This is a genomic window from Bradyrhizobium sp. AZCC 2230, from assembly GCF_036924495.1.
Lineage (GTDB): Bacteria > Pseudomonadota > Alphaproteobacteria > Rhizobiales > Xanthobacteraceae > Bradyrhizobium > Bradyrhizobium rifense.
The window spans coordinates 2,288,231-2,309,491 of the sequence record NZ_JAZHRS010000001.1 but is presented as its reverse complement, the minus strand read 5'-3'; the positions used below and the strand labels follow the sequence as shown (position 1 = coordinate 2,309,491).

Sequence of the window (21,261 nt, the reverse complement as noted above, 5' to 3'; positions counted from 1 at the left end):
AGAAACCCAGAAGCAACCGGAGAGAAACGATGATCGGAGCCAAACTGCGCCAGCGCCTAGCGGCGGGCGAGCATATTCTCATGATAAACCCCAACCATGTCTCCTCGGGACTGGCGGCGCGCCTCACCGAGCTGAAGGCAGATGCGATCTTCATAGATTGCGAGCACGGCACGGCAAGCTTCGATGAAGCGCGTGAAATGGCACGGGCGGCGCGCTCTGGCGGCGGCGGCGCGATCCTGCGCCCCGATTCGCATCAGCGCTCGCTCCTGACGCGCTATCTCAATGCCGGGGTCGATGGGTTGATGGTGCCGCTCGTCAATACGGCTGAACAGGCCCGCGCGGTGGTCGCGACTGTACGCCATGCCTGCCCCGCCGATTTCGAGACGAAGCTACTGATCTGCATGGTCGAGACGGTCGAGGCCGTCGGCAATCTCGACGAGATACTTGCGGTCGAAGGCATTGACGTCTTCTTCGTTGGACCAGGCGATCTCTCGCAGTCGATGGGCTTTCTGCCCTCCGTGCCGCGCGGTCAGCCGCGCCCGCGTGAGGTGCTCGACCTCGTCGAGTCGACGTTGGCGCGGATCCGCGCCGCCGGCAAGATCGCCGGCACCCTTGTGATCGAGGACGACATCGAACATTGGTCGCGTTGCGGCGCCCAGCTTCTCTACTGCCATATCGACCCGTTCCTGCGCGACAAGATCGAGACGATGCATGAACTCGCCGCACGCAAGAGCGAACGCCACCCAACCCGGAGTCTGATACCATGATGGCTCTCTCTGAACGCGTAAAGCGCATCAAGGTCTCCCCGACGACGGCAGCGGCCCAGCGTGTCCGCGACCTGAAGGCCCAGGGGCGTGCCATCCTCGATTTGACGATAGGCGAGCCTGATTTCGACACACCGGCCCATATTAGACAGGCTGCGGTCAACGCGATCGCGCGCGGGGAAACCAAGTACACGCCTGCTAATGGCATTGCTCCCCTCCGCGAGGCAATCGCAACCAAGATGACGCAGCGCACCGGCGTGCCCTACACCGCGGACAGGATCACGGTCGGTGGCGGCGGCAAGCAGGTAATCTTTCTGGCGTTGATGGCAACGCTTAATCCAGGTAGCGAGGTCATCATCCCCGCCCCCTATTGGGTATCCTATCCCGACATGGTGCTCGCCAATGATGGCACACCGGTCATCGTGACTTGCCCCCAGCAACAATCCTTCAAGCTCACTCCCTCTCAGCTCGAGGCCGCGATCACGCCAAATACTCGCTGGCTGGTGTTGAACACGCCCGGAAATCCCACCGGTATCGCCTACGACGCGGCCGAGCTGAGAGCGCTCGCCGAGGTGCTGCGCCGTCATCCTCATGTCGGCGTGTTGACCGACGAGATCTATGACGAGGTCTGGTTCAAGCGGGAAACCGCGCCCAGCCTTGTGCAAGCTGTGCCCGATTTCGCCGACCGGGTCTTCATCGTCAATGGCGTCTCCAAGACCTATGCCATGACGGGTTGGCGCATTGGTTACGGGGCCGGTCCCAAGTCCATCATCGACGCCATCAACGTGCTGCAGTCTCAGAGTTCTTCTTGTCCCGCTGCGGCAAGTCAGTTTGCGGCGCTCGCCGCGATCACCGGACCGCAGGATTTCATCGCGGCGAGCGTTGCGGTCTATGCGCGCCGCAGAGATCTCGCTCTCGGTATGCTCAATACGATACCGGGCCTCAACTGCTTGAAACCGGACGGAGGATTCTATCTTTTCCCGAATTGCTCCGCTTTTGTCGGACGCAAGACGCCGGAAGGGACAATCCTGGAAGATGATCGCGCTTTCGTCTTGCATTTGCTGGACGCCGGTAGCGTCGCGGCCGTCCACGGCTCGGCTTATGGTCTACCGGGATATTTTCGCATCTCGATCTCGACTGACGACGGAGTCATCGAGCGCGGTTGCGCGTCCATTGCGGCAGTCTGTCGGGATCTTGCCTGATGGATCGCCGCGTCGGTGGAAGATCCCAATACCTCAGCGAGGATTGTTCTCGTAGGGTAACGCCCGCAACGAAACCGCAACGAATTGGGTGAAACGAGCGTGAACAAAACGGGATGGAAGCGCTCGTCACAGCAAGAAAAATCAACAACTCAGAGGATGTTCGCTGCGTTCGGGACGCAAGGAACTGTGCGCTTGAGACGGCAACCACCAACCAAAATTGCTATCGGTGTTGCGGGTCCGGGATTTGAACCTACGACGTTTTGGTCCGTATGATCGCAAATCCCGTCGCGCGCAACTTTCCACACGACATGGTGACCGAAACTACGATCGCAGTATTGCGGACCTAGACTAGGCACCGGCAAAGCGCAGCACTACTTTGCTTCTGACTTTGACCGGCCTTCCAGTCGCTTGTTCGACGCCAATGGGATCGCTGCAGTGCCCGACCGCCTGACTGCTGGGCCTCGCCTGCCCATAATCAACTTGCGAATTTTCTATCGTATTCAATGACCGCCTCGAGAAGGACCTGCGCTCCCGCCTCGCATTCCGCGAAACTCGTCCATATGGGACGCCGGATCAGGAACGAATCGCACGCGGTCCAGACCGATACCAACACCAATCGGGCAGGGCGCCCGAGTCGGTGAATCATGAGTTAATTTTCCGGCAAATTTCGTCGCTCGGCCACCCCGCGACTCAGTCTATGACGGCTTCGTCGCACGAAAATCCGGGCGCAGACAGATGCCAAATTCGAATGACGTCGCCAGCAACGAGATGCTTTGGGAGCGGGTCGTTTCCCTGCTCGTCGTGGGTGCCAGCGTGTTGGGCGGAAGCACTGTGTTGCCGATACAGGCGCGACCACCTTTACTTCACGGATTTCCATAGAGGTGCAAAACGGGTTTTGACTGCAATCATGGGGCTCGCAACGGCCATTCTGACAACGCGGAATTCTGTGATGATCTCAACGGGCCAAAAACACCGAAAATGTCAGAACGGCCGCTGAAAACACGGCGAGATTTCCCGACTTCCAAGCTGAATACGAGGGTTCGATTCCCTTCACCCGCTCCAGTTGCGATTTCAATAACTTAGCCGGGAATCTTAAACCTCCATTCTGACAATTTTGGACATGTCACGGCTGAAGGCTGTTGCAAGTTCGCGAGCGTTTTCAGACTCTACGTAAAGTTGTTCTAACTTATGATGATCGTCTCCGATAAGCTTTGGGGCAGGTTGCCGATGTCCCTCGAAGAGGAATGATCGCGACTCGCAGATGAGAAGCGAGCTTCGCGTGAGTTGCCGCGGCGGGTTTCGGTCTGTTGCTTGTTATGGTGCTGGACCGTGGGCAAGAAGGGCAGCGCTATTGGCGTTGAAAAAAGCTGGAGCGCGACGGCACCCGTTGGGCAGGACAAGATGCCGTTGAGCCCGGATCCGGTCAGTCGATTGTCTCCCTTCACGCGCCGTCACTGCATCGTCCCTTACCCGACACGTTGTTCGGCGGTCAGCGGCAAACCTGCCAGCTCATGGCGTTGAAGCTTGCCGGTGGTGCTGCGGGGCAACTCCTCGGAGCGCATGAACTGCAGGTAGCGCGGGCGCTTATAGCCGGCTAGCCGCGCGCGACACCAGTGGAGAATTTCGGCACTGTCGGCCGACTGGCCTTCGCGAAGGACGACCACGGCCTTTATTGTCTCGCCCCAATGGGCGTCCGGTACGCCGAACACACACGCTTCTTGAACGGCCGGATGTCGGCTGAGGACGGCCTCGACCTCTGCGGGATAGACATTCTCGCCGCCGGTCTTGATCAGGTATTTCTTGCGGTCGACGAAAGTGAGCGTGCCGTCCTCCTCACGCCGCAACAGGTCGCCGGTATGGAGCCAACCGTCCTTGAACACCTCAGCGTTGGCCGCATCGTCATCGAGATAGCCGGACATGATGCTCGGGCCCCGCACAACGCATTCGCCCGGCTGGCCGACAGGCATCTCGTTCATGTCTTCGTCGACGACGCGGACTTCCATCAACGGCGAGGGCCCGTTTGCGCAGCGACGGCACTTCGCCTGGGCCGGAACAGCCGTGCGCGAGCAGATAGCTGGACTCGCTCTGCCCGAAGGCGTCGTAAAAATCGATGCCGAAGGTCTCCGTCAGCTTCGCGACGACGTTCGGCATCATGTTGGCGTAGCCGATGGCGAAGCGCAGGCTCGACAGATCGTGGGCCGGCCGCTGCGGGTTGTTCATAAAGTCAGTGATCACGCCGGGCAGGAGCAGAGTCCAGCTCAGCCGCTCGCGCGCGATGCGCTCGTACATGGCCGGTATATCGACGCGCTTGAATGTCGCGTAGATGCCGCCGGTGACGAAGGTCGCGTAGAGTGACTCGTCTCCGCCGCAGTGGAAGAGCGGCAGCCAGCCGACGAAACCGTCCTTCTCGGTCAGTCCGAACCATTGAGCAAGACGCAAGCCGCGGGTAGCAGCCGCTCGTTGGCTCACGAGTGCGGCTTTGGGCTGACCGGTCGTGCCACTGGTGAATAGGATGTTGTGGATGTCCGCGCCCTCGGCGATCCGAGGCGGCTCGTCCGCGCTGCTTTCGGTAAGAATGGCCTCGTAATCGTCCAAGCCCTGCACCGGCTCGAATGCGATCCAGTCGCGGACGTTCGGAAAGTCGGACCCAAGGCCTTCGAGCAGCCCCGCCAGCGCACCGGAGGTCAGGACGGCACTGGGACGAGCCTTGCGCAGGCACGGGGCGATCTCATCGGGACGAAGCCGGATGTTCAGCGTCGCAACCGTGATGCCGAGTGCGGCCATGGCCGCATAGCATTCAACATATTCCGGACGTGTCTCCGAGAGGATCGCGATGGTGTCGCCGCGGTCATATCCCTTCGCACGCACGGCATTGGCGAGCCGCCAGGCTCGCTCGCCGACCGCGCGGTAGCGGCGCTGCCGCCTTCCCAGGTGACGGCGGTGCGGTCGGCGAAGACGCGGAATGCGCGTCGGAAAAGAGCGTCGAGCGTGATGTCCGCCGCCATGGCGGCATCGAGCTGCCAGTTGGCTTCGCTGGAAGTCGACTTAGTGGTAATAGGCCGCATAGGTGCGCCTCAGCTTCGCTTTTTCGATCTTGCCCGTGGCCGTCTTGGGCAACTCCGAAACATGGATGACGGCCTTCGGGCATTTGAACGGGCTTAGCCGCTCGCGGACCGCCGAAGGCAGCGTGTTCGCGTCAATGGACCCGCCATTCTGGGTGACGACGACGGCGGTGATCGCTTCGCCCCAGTGCTGGTGCGGCAACCCAATTGCGGCGACTTCAAGCACGTCGGGATGTGCGGCCCGGATCGCGAGCTCGACCTCGATGGACGAGACGTTCTCGCCGCCCGTCTTGATGACATCCTTGAAGCGATCTTCGAACCAGAGAATCCCATCAGAGTCGAAATGGCCGGCATCGCCTGAGTGGAACCAGCCATCGCGGAAAGCTTCCGCGGTTGCCTCGGGATTGTGCAGATAACCCGCCATGGTCTGGGGGCTGCGATAGACGATCTCGCCGGTGCTGCCGGTCGGAAGCAACTCGCCGTTCGGTGCCATGATGGCGACCTGCACGTTGACGGCTGGCGTGCCGACCGCACCGGGATGGCTCAGCTGGTGCTCGGGCTTGAAGAATGTCGAGACCGGGCTCATCTCCGTTTGCCCGAACATAAGGCTGAAGTCGCAGCCGAAGATCTCGATCGCCCGGCGAAGCTCGGCCTCCGGCATTGGCGCCATGGCGTAGACCGTCAGGCGCAGACTACTGACATTGCGGGGATGTGCGAGCTGCCGTTCGACGAGCTGCTGGATCATCATCGGTAGCGCAAAGAGGACGCTGATGCGCTCCCTTTCGATGGCGTCGTGAAGGCCAACAGCGTCGAAGCCGCGCTGGATCACCATCGAGGCGCCGACTGCAATTGCCGGCGTGCAAAGCGCGTTGAGTTGGGCCGTGTGGAAAAGCGGAAGCACCACACTCAGCCGATCGTTCTCGGTCATGCGTGTATCGATCGCGGTCCCGAGCGATTCCAGGTGGATCGCGAGATGGGTGCCGATCACGCCCTTCGGCGCCGAGGTCGTGCCGCTGGTGTAGAGATAGGAGAGGGGAGCGCGGTCCTCGATATTGACATCCGGAATGTCGAAGGACTGATCGGCCGCGAGCGCGTCAAAGTCGAACAGCGGCACGCCGCCGATACCATCGGGAGTCGTAGCGCCTGACGCCTGCCAGTCCATCACGACGATACCGAGCAGCGGTCCCGGACCTTCGACGATAGCGCAGAACTGCTTCAGCAGGCTCGCTTCGACCACGGCAGCGCGAGCGCGTGAGTCCGTCAGGACGTGGCTCAGTTCGTGCTGTCGCCAGAGCAGGTTGATGGGAACGCAGACCAGGCCAAGCCGCGCGCAGGCGAAATAGACGGCGAGGAATTCGGCGCGGTTGCCCGACATCAGGGCAAGTGCGTCGCCTTTCTGGAGGCCGAGCGCGGAAAGACCATGGGCGACCCGGTTGGTCCAAGCGTCGAAGTCGCGATAGGACCAGCGCCTGTCGCCGTCACAGATCATCTCCCGCTCTGGAAACCGCTTCGCGCTCCGGGTGACGAGGTCACCAACATTGACACGGTGGATCAGGTGACTGCTCACGGCGGTCTGACCTTGCTGCAAAACTGATTGCGGGCGAGCATATCCCGATGCCGATCTTGAAACGTCCATTCGTCAGCTCCTTAGATTCGCTGCGGCGGCAACTACGGCTCTATCAGGACGATCGCTAACCTTGTTCTTGGGGTCCATGAGTTTCGCTCCTTGATTGTTCCAGGCTCTCATCCGGGCGCATAGAGGTTGCCGAGACGCATGCCGCCATCGCAGTGGATCGCGGTTCCGGTCACGAAGCTGGCCGCCTCGCTGCACAGCCACGCCACAGCATTACCGATGTCGATGCGCTGCCCGAAGCGCGACAGCGCCAGGGCGCTGCGAATGAGCTCTGCGAGTTCAGCGTCGGTCGCAAGGCGCGCCAGGCCTTCGGTGTCGGCGATGGGACCGGGCGAGACGGCGTTGACCCTGATGCCCTCCGCGCCCCATTCGAGCGCCAGGCAGCGGGTCAGCATCTCGATTCCGGCCTTGGCCGAGCAGGCATGGGCTTGCATCGGCATGGCGCGCTCGGCCTGGGGGGCTGTGATGTTGACCAGCACCGCTCCCGGTCGCTTGAGGTGAGGATAAGCGGCCGAGAGCACATTGAAGGTACCGATGAGGTCTATGTCGATGACCGTCTTGAAGGCATTGGCCGACATCTTGGCCGCCGGCACGAAGAAATTGCCCGCGGCACCGGATAAAACGATGTCGATCGGTCCCTTGGCGTCGGCGACCTCGGTCATGATCGCCTGCATGGCGGTTGCCTCGCGTACGTCGCCGGCATGATGGGTCACGTCGACACCATCGGCGCGCAGGGCATCGGCCGCCGCCGCGATTCGCTCAGGCGAGCGGCTGACGATCGCGATCTGCGCGCCGAGCGAACCCAGTCGGTGGGCAACACCCAGGTTGATGCCGCTCGATGCGCCCACCACGACCGCGTTACGGCCGGACAAGCATCGGGGGTCAAGGGCCATGCTGCACTTCCTGATTATAGCGGGTGAAGACGGCCTTGGTGCGTGTGAGCGGCGTCGAGAGCGCTGCCCTCACATCCGCGCGGCCCGCGAGCGCCACGATTTCTCGAGTCTCCTCGTCGAGATGGGTTGCAAGGCTGTTCGTTGCGGCGGCGTCTGTCAGCCGCCCAATGGCTGCATAAGCCGCGGTCGGCCCTTCCGCGAGTTCTCTTGCAAGATCAAGCGCGGCCGCGTCCAACCGGTCGTCAGAAACTGTGCGGTCTGCGAGGCCAAGCATGACGACTTCGTCGGCCGATATGAAGCGGGCGTCCATGAGAAGGGTGCGGGCGCGGCGCACGCCCAGCGCACGGGTCAGAAAGTAGCTTACGCCTGCATCGCTGCTCAGTCCAAGTCTGGAGTAGCCTGTCGAGAAACGGGCATTTTCCGAGCAGAGGAGATAATCGGAGGAGAGGGCGAGGCCAAAACCTCCCCCCATGGTATGACCACGAGCTGCCGCGATGATGGGGACGCCGATGCCAATCAGGCGCAGCTGGGCTGCGTGAAAGTCGTGCGCCATTCGGCCGAGTTCAGCGGCAACATCGCTCCCGGCGGCAAGCAGATGCTTGAGATCGCCGCCTAAGGAGAAATTCGCGCCCTCGGCGGTGATGAGAACCGATCGAGGTTCGACCGCCCGCACGGCATCCACGGCGGCGCCCAGGTCAGCGATCAATGTGGCGTTGATCGCATTGCCGGCATCGGGCCGCGCCAGGATGATCCGGGCGATGTTGCCCAGATGCTCGACGCGAACCAGAGGCACGCTCGGCGTCCCGCCGGGAGGCAGCTTGTATCGTGTGCTCGCGAAAGTCATTCCATCCTCTCCATGCTGGCGGGGTTGGCGGCCTGCTCCTCATATGATCCTTGTTTTTCTGTCCCCCCAATAGCGGTCGCGCAGCACATTCTTGTAGAGCTTGCCGGTGGGCAGACGAGGGAGTGCGCCCTCGAAGTCGATCGAACGCGGACACTTCTGGTGCGACAGATGCGTCCTGCAGAAGTTCATCAACTCATTCACCAGATCGGAGTTGGGCTCGACGCCAGGCACGACTTGGACCACAGCCTTTACTTCTTCGCCGAGATCCTCGTTCGGAACACCAAATACTGCCGCATCCGCGACCTTGGGATGTGTAATGAGGAGGTTCTCGCATTCCTGCGGATAGATATTGACCCCGCCAGAAACAATCATGAAGGTGGCACGATCGGTCAGATAGAGAAATCCGTCGTCGTCGACATAGCCTATATCGCCGACCGTGCTCATGGAGCCGTCCTGCGATCGCGCCTCCCTGGTCTTCGCCGTTTCGTTGAAGTATTCGAACGGCGTCGCGGTCTTGAACCAAAGCGTGCCCGGCGTTTCCTTCGGGCAGGGCTGCATGTTGTCGTCCAGCACGTGAAGTTCGCCGAGCAGAACCTTGCCGACGGTACCGCGATGAGCCAGCCATTGCTCGCTGTCGCAGGCGGCGAATCCGAGACCCTCGGTCGCGCCGTAATACTCATGAATGATCGGTCCCCACCACGCGATCATCCGCTCCTTCACTTGGACCGGACAAGGCGCGGCGGCGTGGATTATCACCTCGAGCGACGACAGATCGTAACGCGATCGCGTGGCCTCGGGCAGTTTCAGCATGCGCGAGAACATCGTCGGCACGAGCTGGCTGTGGGTCGGCTTATACCTCTCGACCAGTTGCAGGTAGTGCTCCGGATCGAACCGTTCCATGATGATTGCGGTACCACCGTTGCGGATCACAAGGTTGACGGACGCCTGCGGTGCCGCATGGTAAAGCGGGGCGGGGGACAGATACACGAGCCCCTCCCTGTAGCGCCACAGCTTTTGAAGAAAATCAAACAGTGGCAATTGCTGCGACGGTGGCTGGTCGGGCAATGGGCGTAGAATACCTTTTGGCCTGCCGGTTGTCCCCGACGAGTACGACATGGCCGTGCCAATTGTCTCGCCTGCAATCGGCGTGGCGGGAAAGCCGGTGGTGGCCTCGTCGAGATTGAGGATACGGTCGCCGTCGCCCGAGCCGTCCACCACCAGCACGGCTTCAACCTTCGGGCACTGGCCGATTGCTGTGAGCGCGGTCGCGCGAGTCTCTTCGGATACAATTAGGACTCTGGATTCGCTGTTGTTGACGATGTAAGCGAGCTCGCTTGCGGTCAGAAACGAGTTGACGCAGGTGAAGTAGAGTCCCGCGCGCTCGCCCGCGCCGCAGCTTTCGACATAGCGGTCGTTGTTCTCCATGAAGATGGCGTAGTGATCGAGACGCATGAGCCCGCGGCTGCGAAGAAAGTGCGCGAGGCGGTTGGTGCGTTGTTCCAGCTCGGCGTACGTTACGGCGACGCCGGTTTGCGCCATAATGAACGCCGGCTGATTGGCTCGAGTGTTGGCATGCACACCTGGATACATCGGATGTTGCTCCCTGATGATTGTTGTGCCGAATTATTTTCGGTCTATTGTTCTGGTAAGCGCGCTATTGGCGAGCAAGGCAGTGGCTTTCTAAGGGTCCTCGTCTGTGAAATAAGATGGCTTTCCTGTGGTCCAGGTCTCTCCCCAAAGCTGGCCGCCACCGTCCACCGTTAACGTTTCGCCGGTCACGAATCCGCCGGAAGGACCTGCGAGATAGGCACAGGCTTCGGCGACGTCCCATGGCGAGCCTGCGCGCATCATCGGGTTCGATCGGGGGTAGGCGGCTCGCGCCTCGGGCGTATAGACCTTCCAGCCCTCGGTCTCGATCGCGCCGGGGGCTACGCAATTAACCCGGATATTCAGGGGGGCCCATTCGACGGCAACGCTGCGCGAAAGGCCAATAACGCCGGATCTCGCGGCGATCGTGTGCGCGATGCCGTAGAGGCCGTGCGTCGTGACGACCACAATGTTGACGATGCTGCCTGGATATTTGTTGTCGCGCCAGTGTTGAGCGGCGGCCTGCATCATGTACCAGGTGCCGTTCAGATTGGTATTGATGACGGCATTCCAGCCCTTTACGGAAAAATCGATAGCCGGCTGAGGAAACTGCCCGCCCGCGCTGTTGATGAGGCCGTCGACGCGGCCATGCGTCTTCCAGACCGCATCGAACAAAGCTTTGACTGCGTCGGGATCCTTGATATCGGCCGCGTATGCGGATGCCTTCAGCTTCCGTCCTGTCAGGGTCGATACGAGAGCATCGAGCCTTTCCTGGTTACGGCCAACCAAGACGACATGCGCGCCAAGCCGTGCGAACAGCCACGCGATGGCGCGACCAATTCCCCCGGCGCCGCCGGACAAGACCACGACCATGTCTTTGAGGACATCGGACGCGAACGCAGTGCGATGCACCGCAAGCTCATCGTCCGTCAGCCCGAGTATATCCGGCCGTTCCTTCGCCTGACTATCAGCCATGGGTGGCCATATCCTTGAGCAACTCGCCCGCGATTATCATCTTTCGGACTTCTGTCGTTCCTGCGCCGATCTCCAATAGCTTGATCGAACGGAATAGCCGGTTGATCTCCGATTCCCAGATGTAGCCGCTGCCGCCATGGATCTGAACTGCCTTGTCGAGGACTGCGTGGCAGGCCTCTGCAGCGTACATCACCGAGGCCGCCGTCAGCATGTGGATGTCGCCGCGTCCGCCACCGCCGACTTCGAGCGGCGCGGCTTCCGCCAACGTGCGATAGGTGAAGGTCCGCATGGTTTCGACCTGAACGTACATCTCTGCCAGCATTGACTGAACCATCTGGAAGGATCCGATGGGCTTGCCGAACTGCTGGCGGGTCTGTGCGTAGTCGATGGAGAGCTGCAGCGCCCGTTCTGAAATGCCTAGGCACAAGGGTGAGATCATCGCCCGTTCAAGATCGAGCCCGCTCATCACGATTGACACACCGCGATCTTCGTCGCCAACGAGGTTCTCTGCGGGCACCCGGCAGTCTTCGAACACGAGCTCGGCGGTCTGGCTGCCGCGATAGCCCATTTTGGTCAGTTTCTGTGCGACCTTGAATCCAGGAAAGCCCTTTTCGACGATGAAGGCGGAAATGCCTTGGGCGCCTTTTGAGCGATCGGTCTTGGCGTAGACCAGGATGACGTCGGCGACGGGTCCATTGGTGATGTAGATCTTGCCTCCGTTGAGGAGGTAAGAGTCTCCATCGCGCCGCGCAGTGGTGCGCATCGATCCCAGCGCGTCGGAGCCGGCCCCCAGTTCGGTGAGGCCCAGCGCGCCGATTTTCCGGCCCGTGCAGAGGTCCGGCAGATATTTGCGGCGCTGCTGTTCGTTGCCGTTGCGATAGATATTGTTGGCGCACAGATTGTCGTGCGCCACCCAGGATAGCGCCATCGCATGGTTCCAGCGTGAGAAGCCCTGCAGCACTAGGCCGGCCGCCAGAAGGTCCAGACCAGCGCCGCCGTATTCTTCGGGGATAGTGGCACCGAAAAAGCCGTTATCGCCGATCACGCGGAACGCTTCGTCCGGCCACCATTCTTCACGGTCCATCCGTTCGGAAAGCGGATATAGCTCCTTGCGTGCGAAACGATCGGCCTGATCGAGGACGGCCTGCTGCTCTTCGTCGAGGGCAAACATCGACGCACGATTATCGCCACTCAAGTCGGCTTGGGACGTGGTCATGCGGCGGCTTCCTCCAAGTTTGACGGAATCCTGCTCTCTGGATCATCTCTGGTTTTATAATGAATATAATTCATTTTGGTACGTGTCAACGGTTGACGCACAAAAAAATGAATGGTATTCATTATAAACGGCCAGCCCCGTCTCTGAGGGTCGCGATTGTTGGCCGCGCGATCCTTAGGCTGGTTACGATCCAGTTTCGTCATCACGGATCTGGAAAATCCCCGGAGTGCGACATGCCCGCAATAAGCGCCGAACGAATGCAGGATCGTTACGACGCTATCCTCGATGCAGCCAAGCGTGCTTTTGCCGAAAAAGGTTATGAGGGCGCCTCGATCGCCGACATTGCGCGCATCGCGCAGATATCCGACGGTCTTGCCTATCGCTATTTCCGCAACAAGCGGGACCTTCTCTTTGCCGTGCTGCAGAGGTTCTACGAACGGATTTTGGTCGACCTCGAGACGCAGGTATTCAGCCACGATCGCTTTCGCGATCGTCTGGAAGCGCTGATCAAGCGGCATATCCAAGTGTTTGTTTCTGACACCGACCTCTGCCGATTGTTCATCGCCGAGGTGCGGGTCGCGAGCGACTACGAAGGCTCGCCTATCCAGGAGCTGAACCGGCGCTACACCTCAGTGCTGATCCGTATCGTCAAGGAAGCCGTCAAGACCGGAGAGGTCAAGCCGGACGTAAATCCAAAACTGCTTCGGGATGTTCTGTTCGGCGCGATCGAGCATCTTGCCTGGCGGCATGTCAACGGCAGGGGGCAGCTCAAGGTTGCCCAGACTGGGCGTGAGCTGACCACTATGCTCACCGCCGGCATTTGCGTAGACGAGTAGCTTATCAATGGCTGCTATTTCCTTTCCGTTCGAGACCGTCCTGATTGCCAACAGGGGCGAGATTGCCGTCCGCATCATTGGCTCGTTGCGCAAGCTTGGTCTGCGCGCTGCCATCGTCTATCACGAGGTCGATGCTGCAACGCCGGCAGTAGCGCTCGCCGATGTCGCTTTCAAGATCTCGGGGCGGACGCCGGTATCTGCTTATCTCGATGCCGAGCAGATCGTAACGGCTGCCCGCACTGTTGGTGCCGGCGCACTGCATCCAGGCTACGGCTTCCTGTCGGAAAATCCCGGTTTTGCGCGCGCGGTTGCCGCGGCAGGCATCGCCTTCATCGGCCCATCGCCCGAGGCGATCGAACTGATGGGCGACAAGATCCGCGCGCGCAATTTTGTCGAAGGCAATGGCTTTCCGGTCGCTCCCTCCGCCATCGAGGAGAGTGATCCCCCGACATTTCTCGCGCGGGCACGGTCCATCGGGGTGCCGCTCCTGGTCAAGCCCTCCGCTGGCGGCGGTGGCAAGGGAATGCGAATTGTTCGCGATCTCGATCTGCTGGAGGATGCAGTCGCTCAGGCGCGCAGTGAGGGGCAACGATACTTCGGCGATGGTCGTCTCTATATCGAACGTTATGTCGAAAAGCCACGGCATATCGAGGTCCAGGTTCTGGGCGATGCTTTCGGTAATGTGGTGCATCTGTTTGAACGAGAATGTTCGGTGCAGCGGCGATTCCAGAAGATCATCGAGGAAACGCCGTCACCAGCTCTCTCGCCGCAGATGCGCCAGAGGATATGCGAAACCGCGGCGGGCATCGCTCGCGCCGCCGGATATCGCAATGCGGGCACGGTTGAATTCATTTTTGGAGGGGGAGAGTTTTACTTCCTTGAGATGAACACGCGTCTGCAAGTCGAGCATCGGGTGACCGAGATGATTACGGGCGTTGATCTGGTGGCCGAGCAGATCGCGATTGCGGCGAACCGCCCGCTATCGTTCCGTCAGCCCGATATCTCCGCGCAAGGTCACGCCATCGAGGCCAGGCTCTATGCCGAATCTCCTGAGCGAGGCTTTTCGCCAACCTCCGGCAAGGTGCTGATGCTGGATTATCCTCACGAACAAGGCGTACGTGTCGACAGCGGCATCGCACAGGGGCAGTCGATCACGACAGCCTTCGATCCTATGCTGGCCAAAGTAATCGTTCATGCGCCGACACGCGATGCCGCCGTCGCCAAGGCAATAAGAGCGGTTCAGGATGTCGTGCTGCTAGGATGCGAGACCAACGCCGCCTTTCTGGCTCGCGTTCTCGGCGACGCCGGCTTTCGGAGCGGGGAAGTGCACACCGGCTATCTAGACGAAAACCCGACGATCGCGTCTGGGATTGATGGCGATCCAGACGAGGTGACCAAACTATTGGCGGTAGCTGCGCTGGCGATGCGGCCGGTGCGGGATGTGGCGGATGCAGTCCCCGCCCTCCACGCCGCTATCGGGGGCTGGAGAAACTGACATGTTTCACAAGTTCGACCTCGGCGGGGTAACGCACGAGTTGTGGCTCGCTCCGTCAGCCAATGGATACTGTCTGCATATTCCAAATGGTTGGAGCGGCCCGGTTGCCCTTGCGGAGGAGGGGACCGGCCGTGGCCGCCTGACCGTTGCCGGGACAAGCGAGGCGGTGGCATTCGCGGTCGACGGCGACGTGATCCATATCCACATGCGCGGCCGGACTTGTTCTTTACGCTATGTCGATCCGCTCCGCGCTCTTGCCTCCGTAGATGGTGACGATGGTCACAACGTCGCGCGTGCGCCAATGCCGGGAACTGTCGTCGCACTAAAGGTCGCTCCGGGCGATGCCGTGACTGCCGGCACCGTCCTGATCGTGATCGAGAGCATGAAGCTGGAGACCCAGATTCGCGCCTCGCAGGGCGGGATTGTCGAACGTCTGCACGTCAAGGATGGCGACAGCTTTGATCGCGACGCGATCCTAGTCACGCTTTCTCAAGGAAACTGATGAAATGCAACGCATCGTTTCGTTGACCGACACCCGAGCGCAGGAATTTCGAACCAACGATGTTCATAATCGCCGGCTTGCCGCTGAGCTCAAGGAACGACAGCAGGCGGCGAGATTCGCCAGGCCTGAGCGCGATCTTGAACGTCTGCGTCGGCAGAACAAGATGTTCGTACGAGATCGAATCCAGGCGCTGCTCGATCCGGGTACCCCGTTCCTGGAGCTGTCGACCCTTGCAGGCAACAAGGCCTACGACAACGAAGTGCCCGGTGCCGCCCAGGTGGTTGGCATCGGCATCGTCTCCGGACGGGAGGTCATCGTTCACGCCGATGACGCCAGCGTGAAGGGCGGAGCCTGGTATCCACTTTCGGTTAAGAAGATTGTCCGTGCTCTCGATGTCGCGATTGAGAACCGTCTGCCGGTCGTCCATCTCTGCGACAGTGCGGGCGGCTTTCTCCCGCTTCAGGCCGAATTCTTCGCCGACCGCTACTATGCCGGCCGAATCTTCCGCAATCAGTCGGTCCTGTCGAAGATGGGAGTTCCGCAGGTAGCTGTCGTTATGGGCCACTGTACCGCCGGGGGCGCCTATGTTCCGGCACTCAGCGACTACAATATTATCGTGCAGGGAACGGGCGCGATTTTTCTGGCCGGACCACCACTTGTGAAGGCGGCGACCGGCGAGGAAGTATCTGTCGAGGAACTGGGCGGCGCGGACATGCACACCAGCGTGTCCGGCACCGGCGATTATTTTGCCAGCTCCGAAATGCAGGCGCTTGCCATTGCTCGCGACATCGTCGCCCGCTTCAACCGTATCCCCAAGGCGGCAGTCGACCACGTTGCGCCGGAACCGCCCGCCTACGATCCGTCAGAGCTTTACGGGATCATTCCAAATGACCCGCGCGTGCAATTCGACATGCGCGAGATTATTGCGCGCTTGGTGGATGGCAGCCGTTTCCACGAATACCAGCCGCGTTATGGCCAAACGCTGGTTTGCGGCTTTGCGCGACTCCACGGCTATCAAATCGGAATTCTTGCCAATAACGGCGTCCTGTTCAGCGACAGCGCACTAAAGGGCGCGCATTTCATTCAGCTCTGCGACAAGAATCGAACCCCGCTGTTATTTCTACAGAACATCACCGGCTTCATGGTCGGGCGCGACTACGAGCGCCGCGGCATTACTAAGGATGGTGCCAAGCTTATCATGGCGGTAGCCGGGGCCGCGGTGCCGAAGTTCACGGTCGTCTGCAACGGTTCCTATGGCGCTGGCACCTATGGCATGTCGGGACGCGCCTTCGATCCGCGCTTCATGTTTACCTGGCCGCAATCGCAAATATCCGTGATGGGCGCCGAACAAGCCGCCGGCGTTCTCACCGATATCAAGGCCAAGCAAGTTGCCCGCAATGGCGAACGTCTGTCCGAGTCCGAGCTCGCGGCAATCCGCGAACCCATCCTGGAGGATTATCGCGAGCGGTCGAGTGCCTATTATGCGACATCGGAGCTATGGGACGACGGCATTCTTGACCCTGTTGACACGCGCAATGCGCTTGCGATTGCACTCAGCGCTGCTCTGAACGCGCCGATCGAAGCGCCGCACTACGGCGTGTTCCGAATGTAGGGTTGAGGATTCGCGCCGATGGTCGATCATTTCCCCACCAACGCGACCGACACGGTGCTCAGATGCGCCGGCACGTGCCGGTCTTTGATATCAAGAACCTGATGTTCAAGCATCCCGTGCTTTCGACCGCGATCGTAGGCTATCCGGACCCGCGGCTGGGCGAACGGGCCTGCGCCTTCGTGGTGCTGCGTCCCGGCCAGACGTTCGATTTGTCGGACGTCCAGGCGCTGATGGCGGAGCACAGGGTTGCGAAGCAATACTGGCCGGAGCGCGTCGAGATCGTCGCCGATCTGCCGAAGACACCGGCTGGAAAAGTGCAGAAATACCAGCTCCGCGAGCTAGCGAAGGCTTTTGCGGACGCACCGCACAAGGCCAGTGCGTGTGTTGACGGCTCAGGGATTGCGCCTGCGTCGCGTTCCCGGGCGGCGCATCCTTGCGATGCAGGGTCAGGAGTTTGGCAACGGTATGCCTGCAGGCTTAGCGCGCCACTTGATCCTCTCTATCTTGGCCGTCGCTCGATAGCGTCTATATGACACGCCAGATCAGGAGCGAATCGTTGGCGGTCCAAACCGACACCAACACCAAGCGGGCAGGGCGTCCGAGTCGGCGAACCATGGGTTACAGGCGCTACCACCGCAAGATTTCTTGACTTCCAAGCTGAATACGAGGGTTCGATTCCCTTCACCCGCTCCAGCTTTTCAAGGACTTAGCGAGAGGGTCGGATTTCATTCTGACAGATGGGCTGCTTTACACGTTCTGATGCTCGCTCTCCGATCGACTGTTTCGCGTGTCTCTTGAGACGATGTCGTATTCCCGCACAGCTCTAGACCGACTGCGATGCGATCTCATCAAAACCGAATATCTTGGTTTGGAGAAGAGGTCCTGAGCGCGCGTGTGGAAATCGGCCACGTTGGCGTAGAAATAGGACAGGCCGGACACGGCCTGCGAAGATTTGCGCCCGTGTTGCTGATACGGGCTCTACCCCAATATTTCGTGAGTTTACGCAGGAGGAGAACAAGCTTTGGGTGCAGTTTCGGGTTCGGCTCAAAACGTGCCTGGATAGGCGCCGCCGTCGATCAGGATGTTTTGCCCGGTGATGTAGCCGGCATGTGCCGAGCAGAGGAACGCGCAGGTGGCGCCGAACTCGTCCGGATGGCCGAAGCGCCTGGCCGGATTGCTGGTTCTGATCTCCTCGGTCACTTCAGTTACATCGCGCGACGAATTGTTGGCGAGCGCTGCGAGGTTGGATTTCAAGCGATCGGTGTCGAACGTGCCGGGAAGGAGATTGTTGAGGGTCACATTGTGCTCGGCAATGGAGCGCGCCAGACCCGCGGCGAAGCCGGTCAGGCCGTTACGGGCGCCATTCGACAGCGCAAGCATCGCGACCGGCGCCTTGACCGCGTGGGAGGTGATGTTGACGATCCGGCCGAACCTTCGCGCGATCATGCCATCGACCGTGGCCTTGATTAGCGCGATCGGCGCCAGCATGTTGCCGTCGATCGCCTTGATCCAGTCGTCGCGCCCGAAATTCCTGAAATCGCCGGGTGGCGGTCGGCCGCCGTTGTTGATGAGAATGTCAGGATCGGGGCAGGCGGCGAGAATGGCCTCGCGGCCTTCGCTGCTCGTGACGTCAGCTAGGACGATCCTGGGCCGACGGTGGCTTACCCGCGCAATGTCATCGGCGGCGCTCTCGAGCACGTCGCGCCGTCGTGCGACAATCGTGACCTCGACGCCTTCACGCGCCAGCGCCATGGCGGACGCCTTGCCCAGGCCCTGGCTGGCGGCGCACACGATGGCCCTGCGGCCTCTCAATCCCAGATCCATGGTCCCTCGTGAGGTCTGCCCGCTGCCCGGGGCGTTTCGATCGCGCTCATTTGCCCGGCAATGTCATGCCGGCGGGTTTGGAGCCCCACATGCAAAAGCTGGTCGGCTCGAAGCCGAATTGCCGCGGCCGGTGTGTCGCTTCATTCGCGATCTCATCGACGCCGACGGAATATTCGAAGATCATGCCGTCCGGTCCCTTGAAATAGAGGAACCGCGCGCCGGACGTCGGATGCCGACCCGGGCCGAACACAATTGGCACGCGCCTATCGTTCAAAAAGTAGTAGGAGCGCAGCACGTCGTCATTGCTCTCGACCTGGTGATTGATGTGTTGGATACCCGCCTGGGGGGCCCGCACCAGCGCAATGGTGTGATGAATTGCACTCACGCGCATCAAGGGGATGTCGCCGATGCGGTCGCTGACACGGGCATTGCAGACCTGGGTCCAGAATCGCTCGTCGCGGGCCGGGTCGGTTGAATTCAGGCCGATATGGCTGAAGCCGGCGATGCCGGCGTCACGGCTGGCGAAATAGCGCCGTCCATTGCGCTCCGGGCGCACCACCAACTCGATATGATTGCCGGTCGGGTCGCGAAAGCCGATAAAGGCCTTCACCTTGCGCTGCTCGGCTTCCTGCGCGGTACCTGCATGGACGGCATGACCAAGCAGTTCCAGCGTCACCGCCGCGTCTTGCAGGCTGGCTTCATCCTCCACCTCGAAGCCGACGCTCTGCTCGCGTGGATCTCCTTCCGAATAGCACAGCGTGTGCGCACGCTCGTCGGAGCGGAGATACAGGGCTTTTTTGCCTCGCTCTGCGATCTGGAGGCCAAGGCAGGCGGTGGAAAAGCCCTCTGCTTGCTCCAGATCGGGTGAACCGAGGCGGACGTAGCTCACATCCTTCAGCTGGATCATGCGTCTCTCCTGTTCGGCTCGGTTTGCGCGCTCAGTTCGGGCACGCCCTTGCTTTCGCCGCCCCAATTGCAAAGCGACGTGGCGGCAAGGGGAAATTGTCGGGCCACCCGCGGCTTGTCGCCGACCTCGGCCATGCCGTTGACATAGGACAGGATCAACCCGTCGGGGCCTTCGACATGCAGGAAGATCTGGTGCGAGGCGGACTGGCGGCCGGGCCCTTGCACGATCCTCGCCTGGTTGTCCTGCATGAAGTAGCTGTTCTGCATGATCTGATCGAGCGCTTCGACCTCGAAGGCGGCGTAGAGCAGGCCGTTTCGCCGTGACGGATAGAGCGCGATGCGATGATGCAGATGATCGATCCTGAGGTAAGCGATATCGCCGACCCAGTCGGTCACCTCGGCGCCGAGCAGGTGCCAGAACGCGAGGTCGCGGACATGATCGGTGCTGCGCAGGCCGACACCCTGGAGCTCGACGATGCCGGCATCGCGCGGCGGAAAATAGCGCCGGCCGCTCCGGGTGGGGCGGGTGACGAGATCAATGCGATTGCCGGAGGCGTCGTCCGCAAGCAAAGCCGACTGGACATATCGCCGCCTGCATTCCTCCGGGCTTGCCGGCCTCACGGCAAAATCCTGCGCGTGCAGCCGCTCGCCGATCACTTGCAGCGCGGCGTCATCCCAGACCTCGATGCCGATGCTGGTGCCGTCGCGCTGATCGCGGCTCAGACTCACGGTGCGGAAGCGATCGTCGGAGCGGAAGGCCAGGTCGTCGTCGTGGCCGGCAACCTGCTGAAGGCCGAAGATGTCGGAAACGAACCGGGCACAGGCCTGCGGTTCGCTGACGGCGTGGCGGACATAGCAGACCGACGTGATGAGCGGCGTGCTTCGGTTTGCGGCTTGCCTGCTCATCGCGGCCGGCTCCGATTCTGTTGGGATTCGAGGAAGACCTTGATCATCTGCCGCCAGAGCTCGAACAGATGGTCAAACCATTTCGGATCGTTGTCCCAGAGCGTGCGCAGCGCCATGCCGCGGACGACACCGAGGGTGAGTGCCACGACATCGGCCGCGACTGCGGGGGGAACGTTGCCGGCTGCCAGCGCCTCCGCCCAGGCAGCCTCGACCGGACGGCGCGCCTTGCGCGAGATATCGAGGATCTTCTTGCGCACCGCCTGGTCGGTTGATGTCGACAGCACGATGTCGATCGCGACCATGAAATGCTGGCTGAAGAAGAACTCCTTGGCGTCCTCGATCACGGCCTCGATCAGGTCGCGCGGGCGATTGACGGCGGCTGCGCGACGGCGGCTGAGGATCTGCGCCTGCTCGAAGACATATTCGAGCGTGGCGACGACGAGCGAATCCTTGGTCGGGAAATGATGCAGCTGGGCGCCGCGAGAGACGCCGGCCTCGGCGGCAACTTCAGCGGTGCGAAATCGCGCATAGCCGCGACGCCGGATCAGGTTGGCCGCGGCCTTCAGAATGCGCAGGCGGGTCTCGGCGGTCCGCTCCGCCTGGGTGCGCCGGCGCGGCGGCGCCAACGATCGGCGCGCGGATTTGAACGGGGCGGGCGAGCGGTTGGGGAGGTTCGGCATGTCAGACCTCAATCTGGACGTTCCCGTCGACGACCGTGACGGGATAGGTCTTCAGGGCAATCTCGCAGGGCATGCCGGTCGGCTCGCCGGTGGTGACGTCGAACGTTCCGAAGTGGAAGGTGCACTCAACGATCTTGCCGATGATGATGCCTTCCTCCGCCAGCGACGCCTCGCCATGCGTGCACAGGTCGGCGGTGGCGTAGATGGTGCCGGCCACGCGATAGAGCGCGACATTGGTGCCGTCGGGCAGGGGCGCCTGCTTGATCTCACCCTCGACGACCTCGTCGGCAGCGCAGAGAATGACCGTTTCAGCCATGAGCAAGA

At 61.2% G+C, this 21,261-nt stretch carries 19 protein-coding genes and 1 pseudogene; 7 read left to right on the top strand and 13 right to left on the bottom strand.

Going from position 1 to position 21,261, the window contains the following annotated elements:
• Window positions 1–29: 29 nt before the first annotated feature.
• Window positions 30–767 carry an HpcH/HpaI aldolase family protein gene (locus V1280_RS11260; protein WP_334523126.1) on the top strand — a complete coding sequence of 246 codons (738 nt, stop codon included), beginning with the start codon at window positions 30–32 and terminating at the stop codon, window positions 765–767.
• Window positions 764–1,966: an aspartate transaminase gene (locus V1280_RS11255; RefSeq protein WP_334523123.1), complete on the top strand. Its 1,203-nt coding sequence runs from the start codon at window positions 764–766 to the stop codon at window positions 1,964–1,966. The genes V1280_RS11260 and V1280_RS11255 overlap by 4 nt, the downstream gene beginning before the upstream one ends.
• Before the next feature lie 1,466 nt (window positions 1,967–3,432).
• Here V1280_RS11255 and V1280_RS11250 read toward each other — a convergent pair.
• From V1280_RS11250 to V1280_RS11215, 8 genes and pseudogenes are all read right to left on the bottom strand, one after another.
• On the bottom strand, window positions 3,433–3,885 hold the full coding sequence (locus V1280_RS11250) for a class I adenylate-forming enzyme family protein (RefSeq protein WP_334523120.1): 453 nt from the start codon (window positions 3,883–3,885) through the stop codon (window positions 3,433–3,435).
• 151 nt (window positions 3,886–4,036) lie between these two features.
• Window positions 4,037–4,930, bottom strand: a pseudogene (locus tag V1280_RS11245) (AMP-binding protein); the annotation flags it as partial.
• A gap of 81 nt (window positions 4,931–5,011) precedes the next feature.
• Entirely contained in the window at window positions 5,012–6,595 is a 1,584-nt protein-coding gene (locus tag V1280_RS11240) for a class I adenylate-forming enzyme family protein (RefSeq protein ID WP_334523117.1), read from the bottom strand.
• Window positions 6,596–6,771: 176 nt separating this feature from the next.
• Complete coding sequence (locus V1280_RS11235) at window positions 6,772–7,554, bottom strand: SDR family oxidoreductase (RefSeq protein WP_334523114.1); 783 nt, start codon at window positions 7,552–7,554, stop codon at window positions 6,772–6,774.
• Window positions 7,544–8,398 carry an enoyl-CoA hydratase/isomerase family protein gene (locus V1280_RS11230; protein ID WP_334523111.1) on the bottom strand — a complete coding sequence of 285 codons (855 nt, stop codon included), beginning with the start codon at window positions 8,396–8,398 and terminating at the stop codon, window positions 7,544–7,546. Before V1280_RS11230 ends, V1280_RS11235 begins: the two co-directional genes overlap by 11 nt.
• Window positions 8,399–8,437: 39 nt before the next feature.
• Entirely contained in the window at window positions 8,438–9,988 is a 1,551-nt protein-coding gene (locus V1280_RS11225) for an AMP-binding protein (protein ID WP_334523107.1), read from the bottom strand.
• 90 nt (window positions 9,989–10,078) lie between these two features.
• On the bottom strand, window positions 10,079–10,960 hold the full coding sequence (locus tag V1280_RS11220) for an SDR family oxidoreductase (protein WP_334523104.1): 882 nt from the start codon (window positions 10,958–10,960) through the stop codon (window positions 10,079–10,081).
• Window positions 10,953–12,176, bottom strand: coding sequence for an acyl-CoA dehydrogenase family protein (locus V1280_RS11215; RefSeq protein ID WP_334523101.1), 1,224 nt, complete (start codon window positions 12,174–12,176; stop codon window positions 10,953–10,955). The genes V1280_RS11220 and V1280_RS11215 overlap by 8 nt, the downstream gene beginning before the upstream one ends.
• 257 nt (window positions 12,177–12,433) lie before the next feature.
• On the opposite strand from V1280_RS11215, the gene V1280_RS11210 reads away from it, so the two are divergent.
• The 5 genes from V1280_RS11210 (at window position 12,434) to V1280_RS11190 (ending at window position 17,154) form a co-directional block, all read left to right on the top strand.
• Complete coding sequence (locus tag V1280_RS11210; RefSeq protein WP_334523098.1) at window positions 12,434–13,012, top strand: TetR/AcrR family transcriptional regulator; 579 nt, start codon at window positions 12,434–12,436, stop codon at window positions 13,010–13,012.
• A 7-nt stretch (window positions 13,013–13,019) separates the two neighbouring features.
• Window positions 13,020–14,507 carry an acetyl-CoA carboxylase biotin carboxylase subunit gene (locus tag V1280_RS11205; RefSeq protein ID WP_334523096.1) on the top strand — a complete coding sequence of 496 codons (1,488 nt, stop codon included), beginning with the start codon at window positions 13,020–13,022 and terminating at the stop codon, window positions 14,505–14,507.
• Window position 14,508: 1 nt separating this feature from the next.
• Window positions 14,509–15,009: an acetyl-CoA carboxylase biotin carboxyl carrier protein subunit gene (locus V1280_RS11200; protein WP_334523093.1), complete on the top strand. Its 501-nt coding sequence runs from the start codon at window positions 14,509–14,511 to the stop codon at window positions 15,007–15,009.
• A 4-nt stretch (window positions 15,010–15,013) separates the two neighbouring features.
• Window positions 15,014–16,621, top strand: a complete 1,608-nt coding sequence (locus V1280_RS11195; protein ID WP_334523089.1) for an acyl-CoA carboxylase subunit beta — start codon at window positions 15,014–15,016, stop codon at window positions 16,619–16,621.
• A 62-nt stretch (window positions 16,622–16,683) separates the two neighbouring features.
• Complete coding sequence (locus V1280_RS11190) at window positions 16,684–17,154, top strand: AMP-binding enzyme (protein WP_334523086.1); 471 nt, start codon at window positions 16,684–16,686, stop codon at window positions 17,152–17,154.
• A gap of 511 nt (window positions 17,155–17,665) precedes the next feature.
• Here V1280_RS11190 and V1280_RS11185 read toward each other — a convergent pair.
• From V1280_RS11185 to V1280_RS11165, 5 genes are read right to left on the bottom strand one after another with little or no spacing between them, the layout of a single operon-like run.
• Window positions 17,666–18,445 (bottom strand): SDR family oxidoreductase, encoded by a 780-nt coding sequence (locus V1280_RS11185; RefSeq protein WP_334523083.1) that lies wholly within the window; start codon window positions 18,443–18,445, stop codon window positions 17,666–17,668.
• A 46-nt stretch (window positions 18,446–18,491) separates the two neighbouring features.
• Window positions 18,492–19,352 carry a VOC family protein gene (locus tag V1280_RS11180; RefSeq protein WP_334523080.1) on the bottom strand — a complete coding sequence of 287 codons (861 nt, stop codon included), beginning with the start codon at window positions 19,350–19,352 and terminating at the stop codon, window positions 18,492–18,494.
• The gene (locus V1280_RS11175; protein ID WP_334523077.1) at window positions 19,349–20,257 is read right to left on the bottom strand and encodes an oxidoreductase; all 909 of its coding nucleotides are present in this window, start codon (window positions 20,255–20,257) and stop codon (window positions 19,349–19,351) included. Before V1280_RS11175 ends, V1280_RS11180 begins: the two co-directional genes overlap by 4 nt.
• Window positions 20,254–20,937 (bottom strand): TetR/AcrR family transcriptional regulator, encoded by a 684-nt coding sequence (locus tag V1280_RS11170; protein WP_334523074.1) that lies wholly within the window; start codon window positions 20,935–20,937, stop codon window positions 20,254–20,256. The genes V1280_RS11175 and V1280_RS11170 overlap by 4 nt, the downstream gene beginning before the upstream one ends.
• 1 nt (window position 20,938) lies before the next feature.
• A complete protein-coding gene (locus V1280_RS11165) occupies window positions 20,939–21,253 on the bottom strand; it encodes a non-heme iron oxygenase ferredoxin subunit (RefSeq protein ID WP_334523072.1) in 315 nt (104 codons plus the stop codon).
• Window positions 21,254–21,261: the final 8 nt, after the last annotated feature.

Bases quoted from the DNA above. Each gene is read 5' to 3' on its own strand.
- V1280_RS11260 (WP_334523126.1), top strand. From the start codon at position 30: ATGATCGGAGCCAAACTGCGCCAGCGCCTAGCGGCGGGCGAGCATATT.
- V1280_RS11255 (WP_334523123.1), top strand. From the start codon at position 764: ATGATGGCTCTCTCTGAACGCGTAAAGCGCATCAAGGTCTCCCCGACG.
- V1280_RS11250 (WP_334523120.1), bottom strand. From the start codon at position 3,885: ATGTCCGGCTATCTCGATGACGATGCGGCCAACGCTGAGGTGTTCAAG.
- V1280_RS11235 (WP_334523114.1), bottom strand. From the start codon at position 7,554: ATGGCCCTTGACCCCCGATGCTTGTCCGGCCGTAACGCGGTCGTGGTG.
- V1280_RS11230 (WP_334523111.1), bottom strand. From the start codon at position 8,398: ATGACTTTCGCGAGCACACGATACAAGCTGCCTCCCGGCGGGACGCCG.
- V1280_RS11225 (WP_334523107.1), bottom strand. From the start codon at position 9,988: ATGTATCCAGGTGTGCATGCCAACACTCGAGCCAATCAGCCGGCGTTC.
- V1280_RS11220 (WP_334523104.1), bottom strand. From the start codon at position 10,960: ATGGCTGATAGTCAGGCGAAGGAACGGCCGGATATACTCGGGCTGACG.
- V1280_RS11215 (WP_334523101.1), bottom strand. From the start codon at position 12,176: ATGACCACGTCCCAAGCCGACTTGAGTGGCGATAATCGTGCGTCGATG.
- V1280_RS11210 (WP_334523098.1), top strand. From the start codon at position 12,434: ATGCAGGATCGTTACGACGCTATCCTCGATGCAGCCAAGCGTGCTTTT.
- V1280_RS11205 (WP_334523096.1), top strand. From the start codon at position 13,020: ATGGCTGCTATTTCCTTTCCGTTCGAGACCGTCCTGATTGCCAACAGG.
- V1280_RS11200 (WP_334523093.1), top strand. From the start codon at position 14,509: ATGTTTCACAAGTTCGACCTCGGCGGGGTAACGCACGAGTTGTGGCTC.
- V1280_RS11195 (WP_334523089.1), top strand. From the start codon at position 15,014: ATGCAACGCATCGTTTCGTTGACCGACACCCGAGCGCAGGAATTTCGA.
- V1280_RS11190 (WP_334523086.1), top strand. From the start codon at position 16,684: ATGCGCCGGCACGTGCCGGTCTTTGATATCAAGAACCTGATGTTCAAG.
- V1280_RS11185 (WP_334523083.1), bottom strand. From the start codon at position 18,445: ATGGATCTGGGATTGAGAGGCCGCAGGGCCATCGTGTGCGCCGCCAGC.
- V1280_RS11180 (WP_334523080.1), bottom strand. From the start codon at position 19,352: ATGATCCAGCTGAAGGATGTGAGCTACGTCCGCCTCGGTTCACCCGAT.
- V1280_RS11175 (WP_334523077.1), bottom strand. From the start codon at position 20,257: ATGAGCAGGCAAGCCGCAAACCGAAGCACGCCGCTCATCACGTCGGTC.
- V1280_RS11170 (WP_334523074.1), bottom strand. From the start codon at position 20,937: ATGCCGAACCTCCCCAACCGCTCGCCCGCCCCGTTCAAATCCGCGCGC.
- V1280_RS11165 (WP_334523072.1), bottom strand. From the start codon at position 21,253: ATGGCTGAAACGGTCATTCTCTGCGCTGCCGACGAGGTCGTCGAGGGT.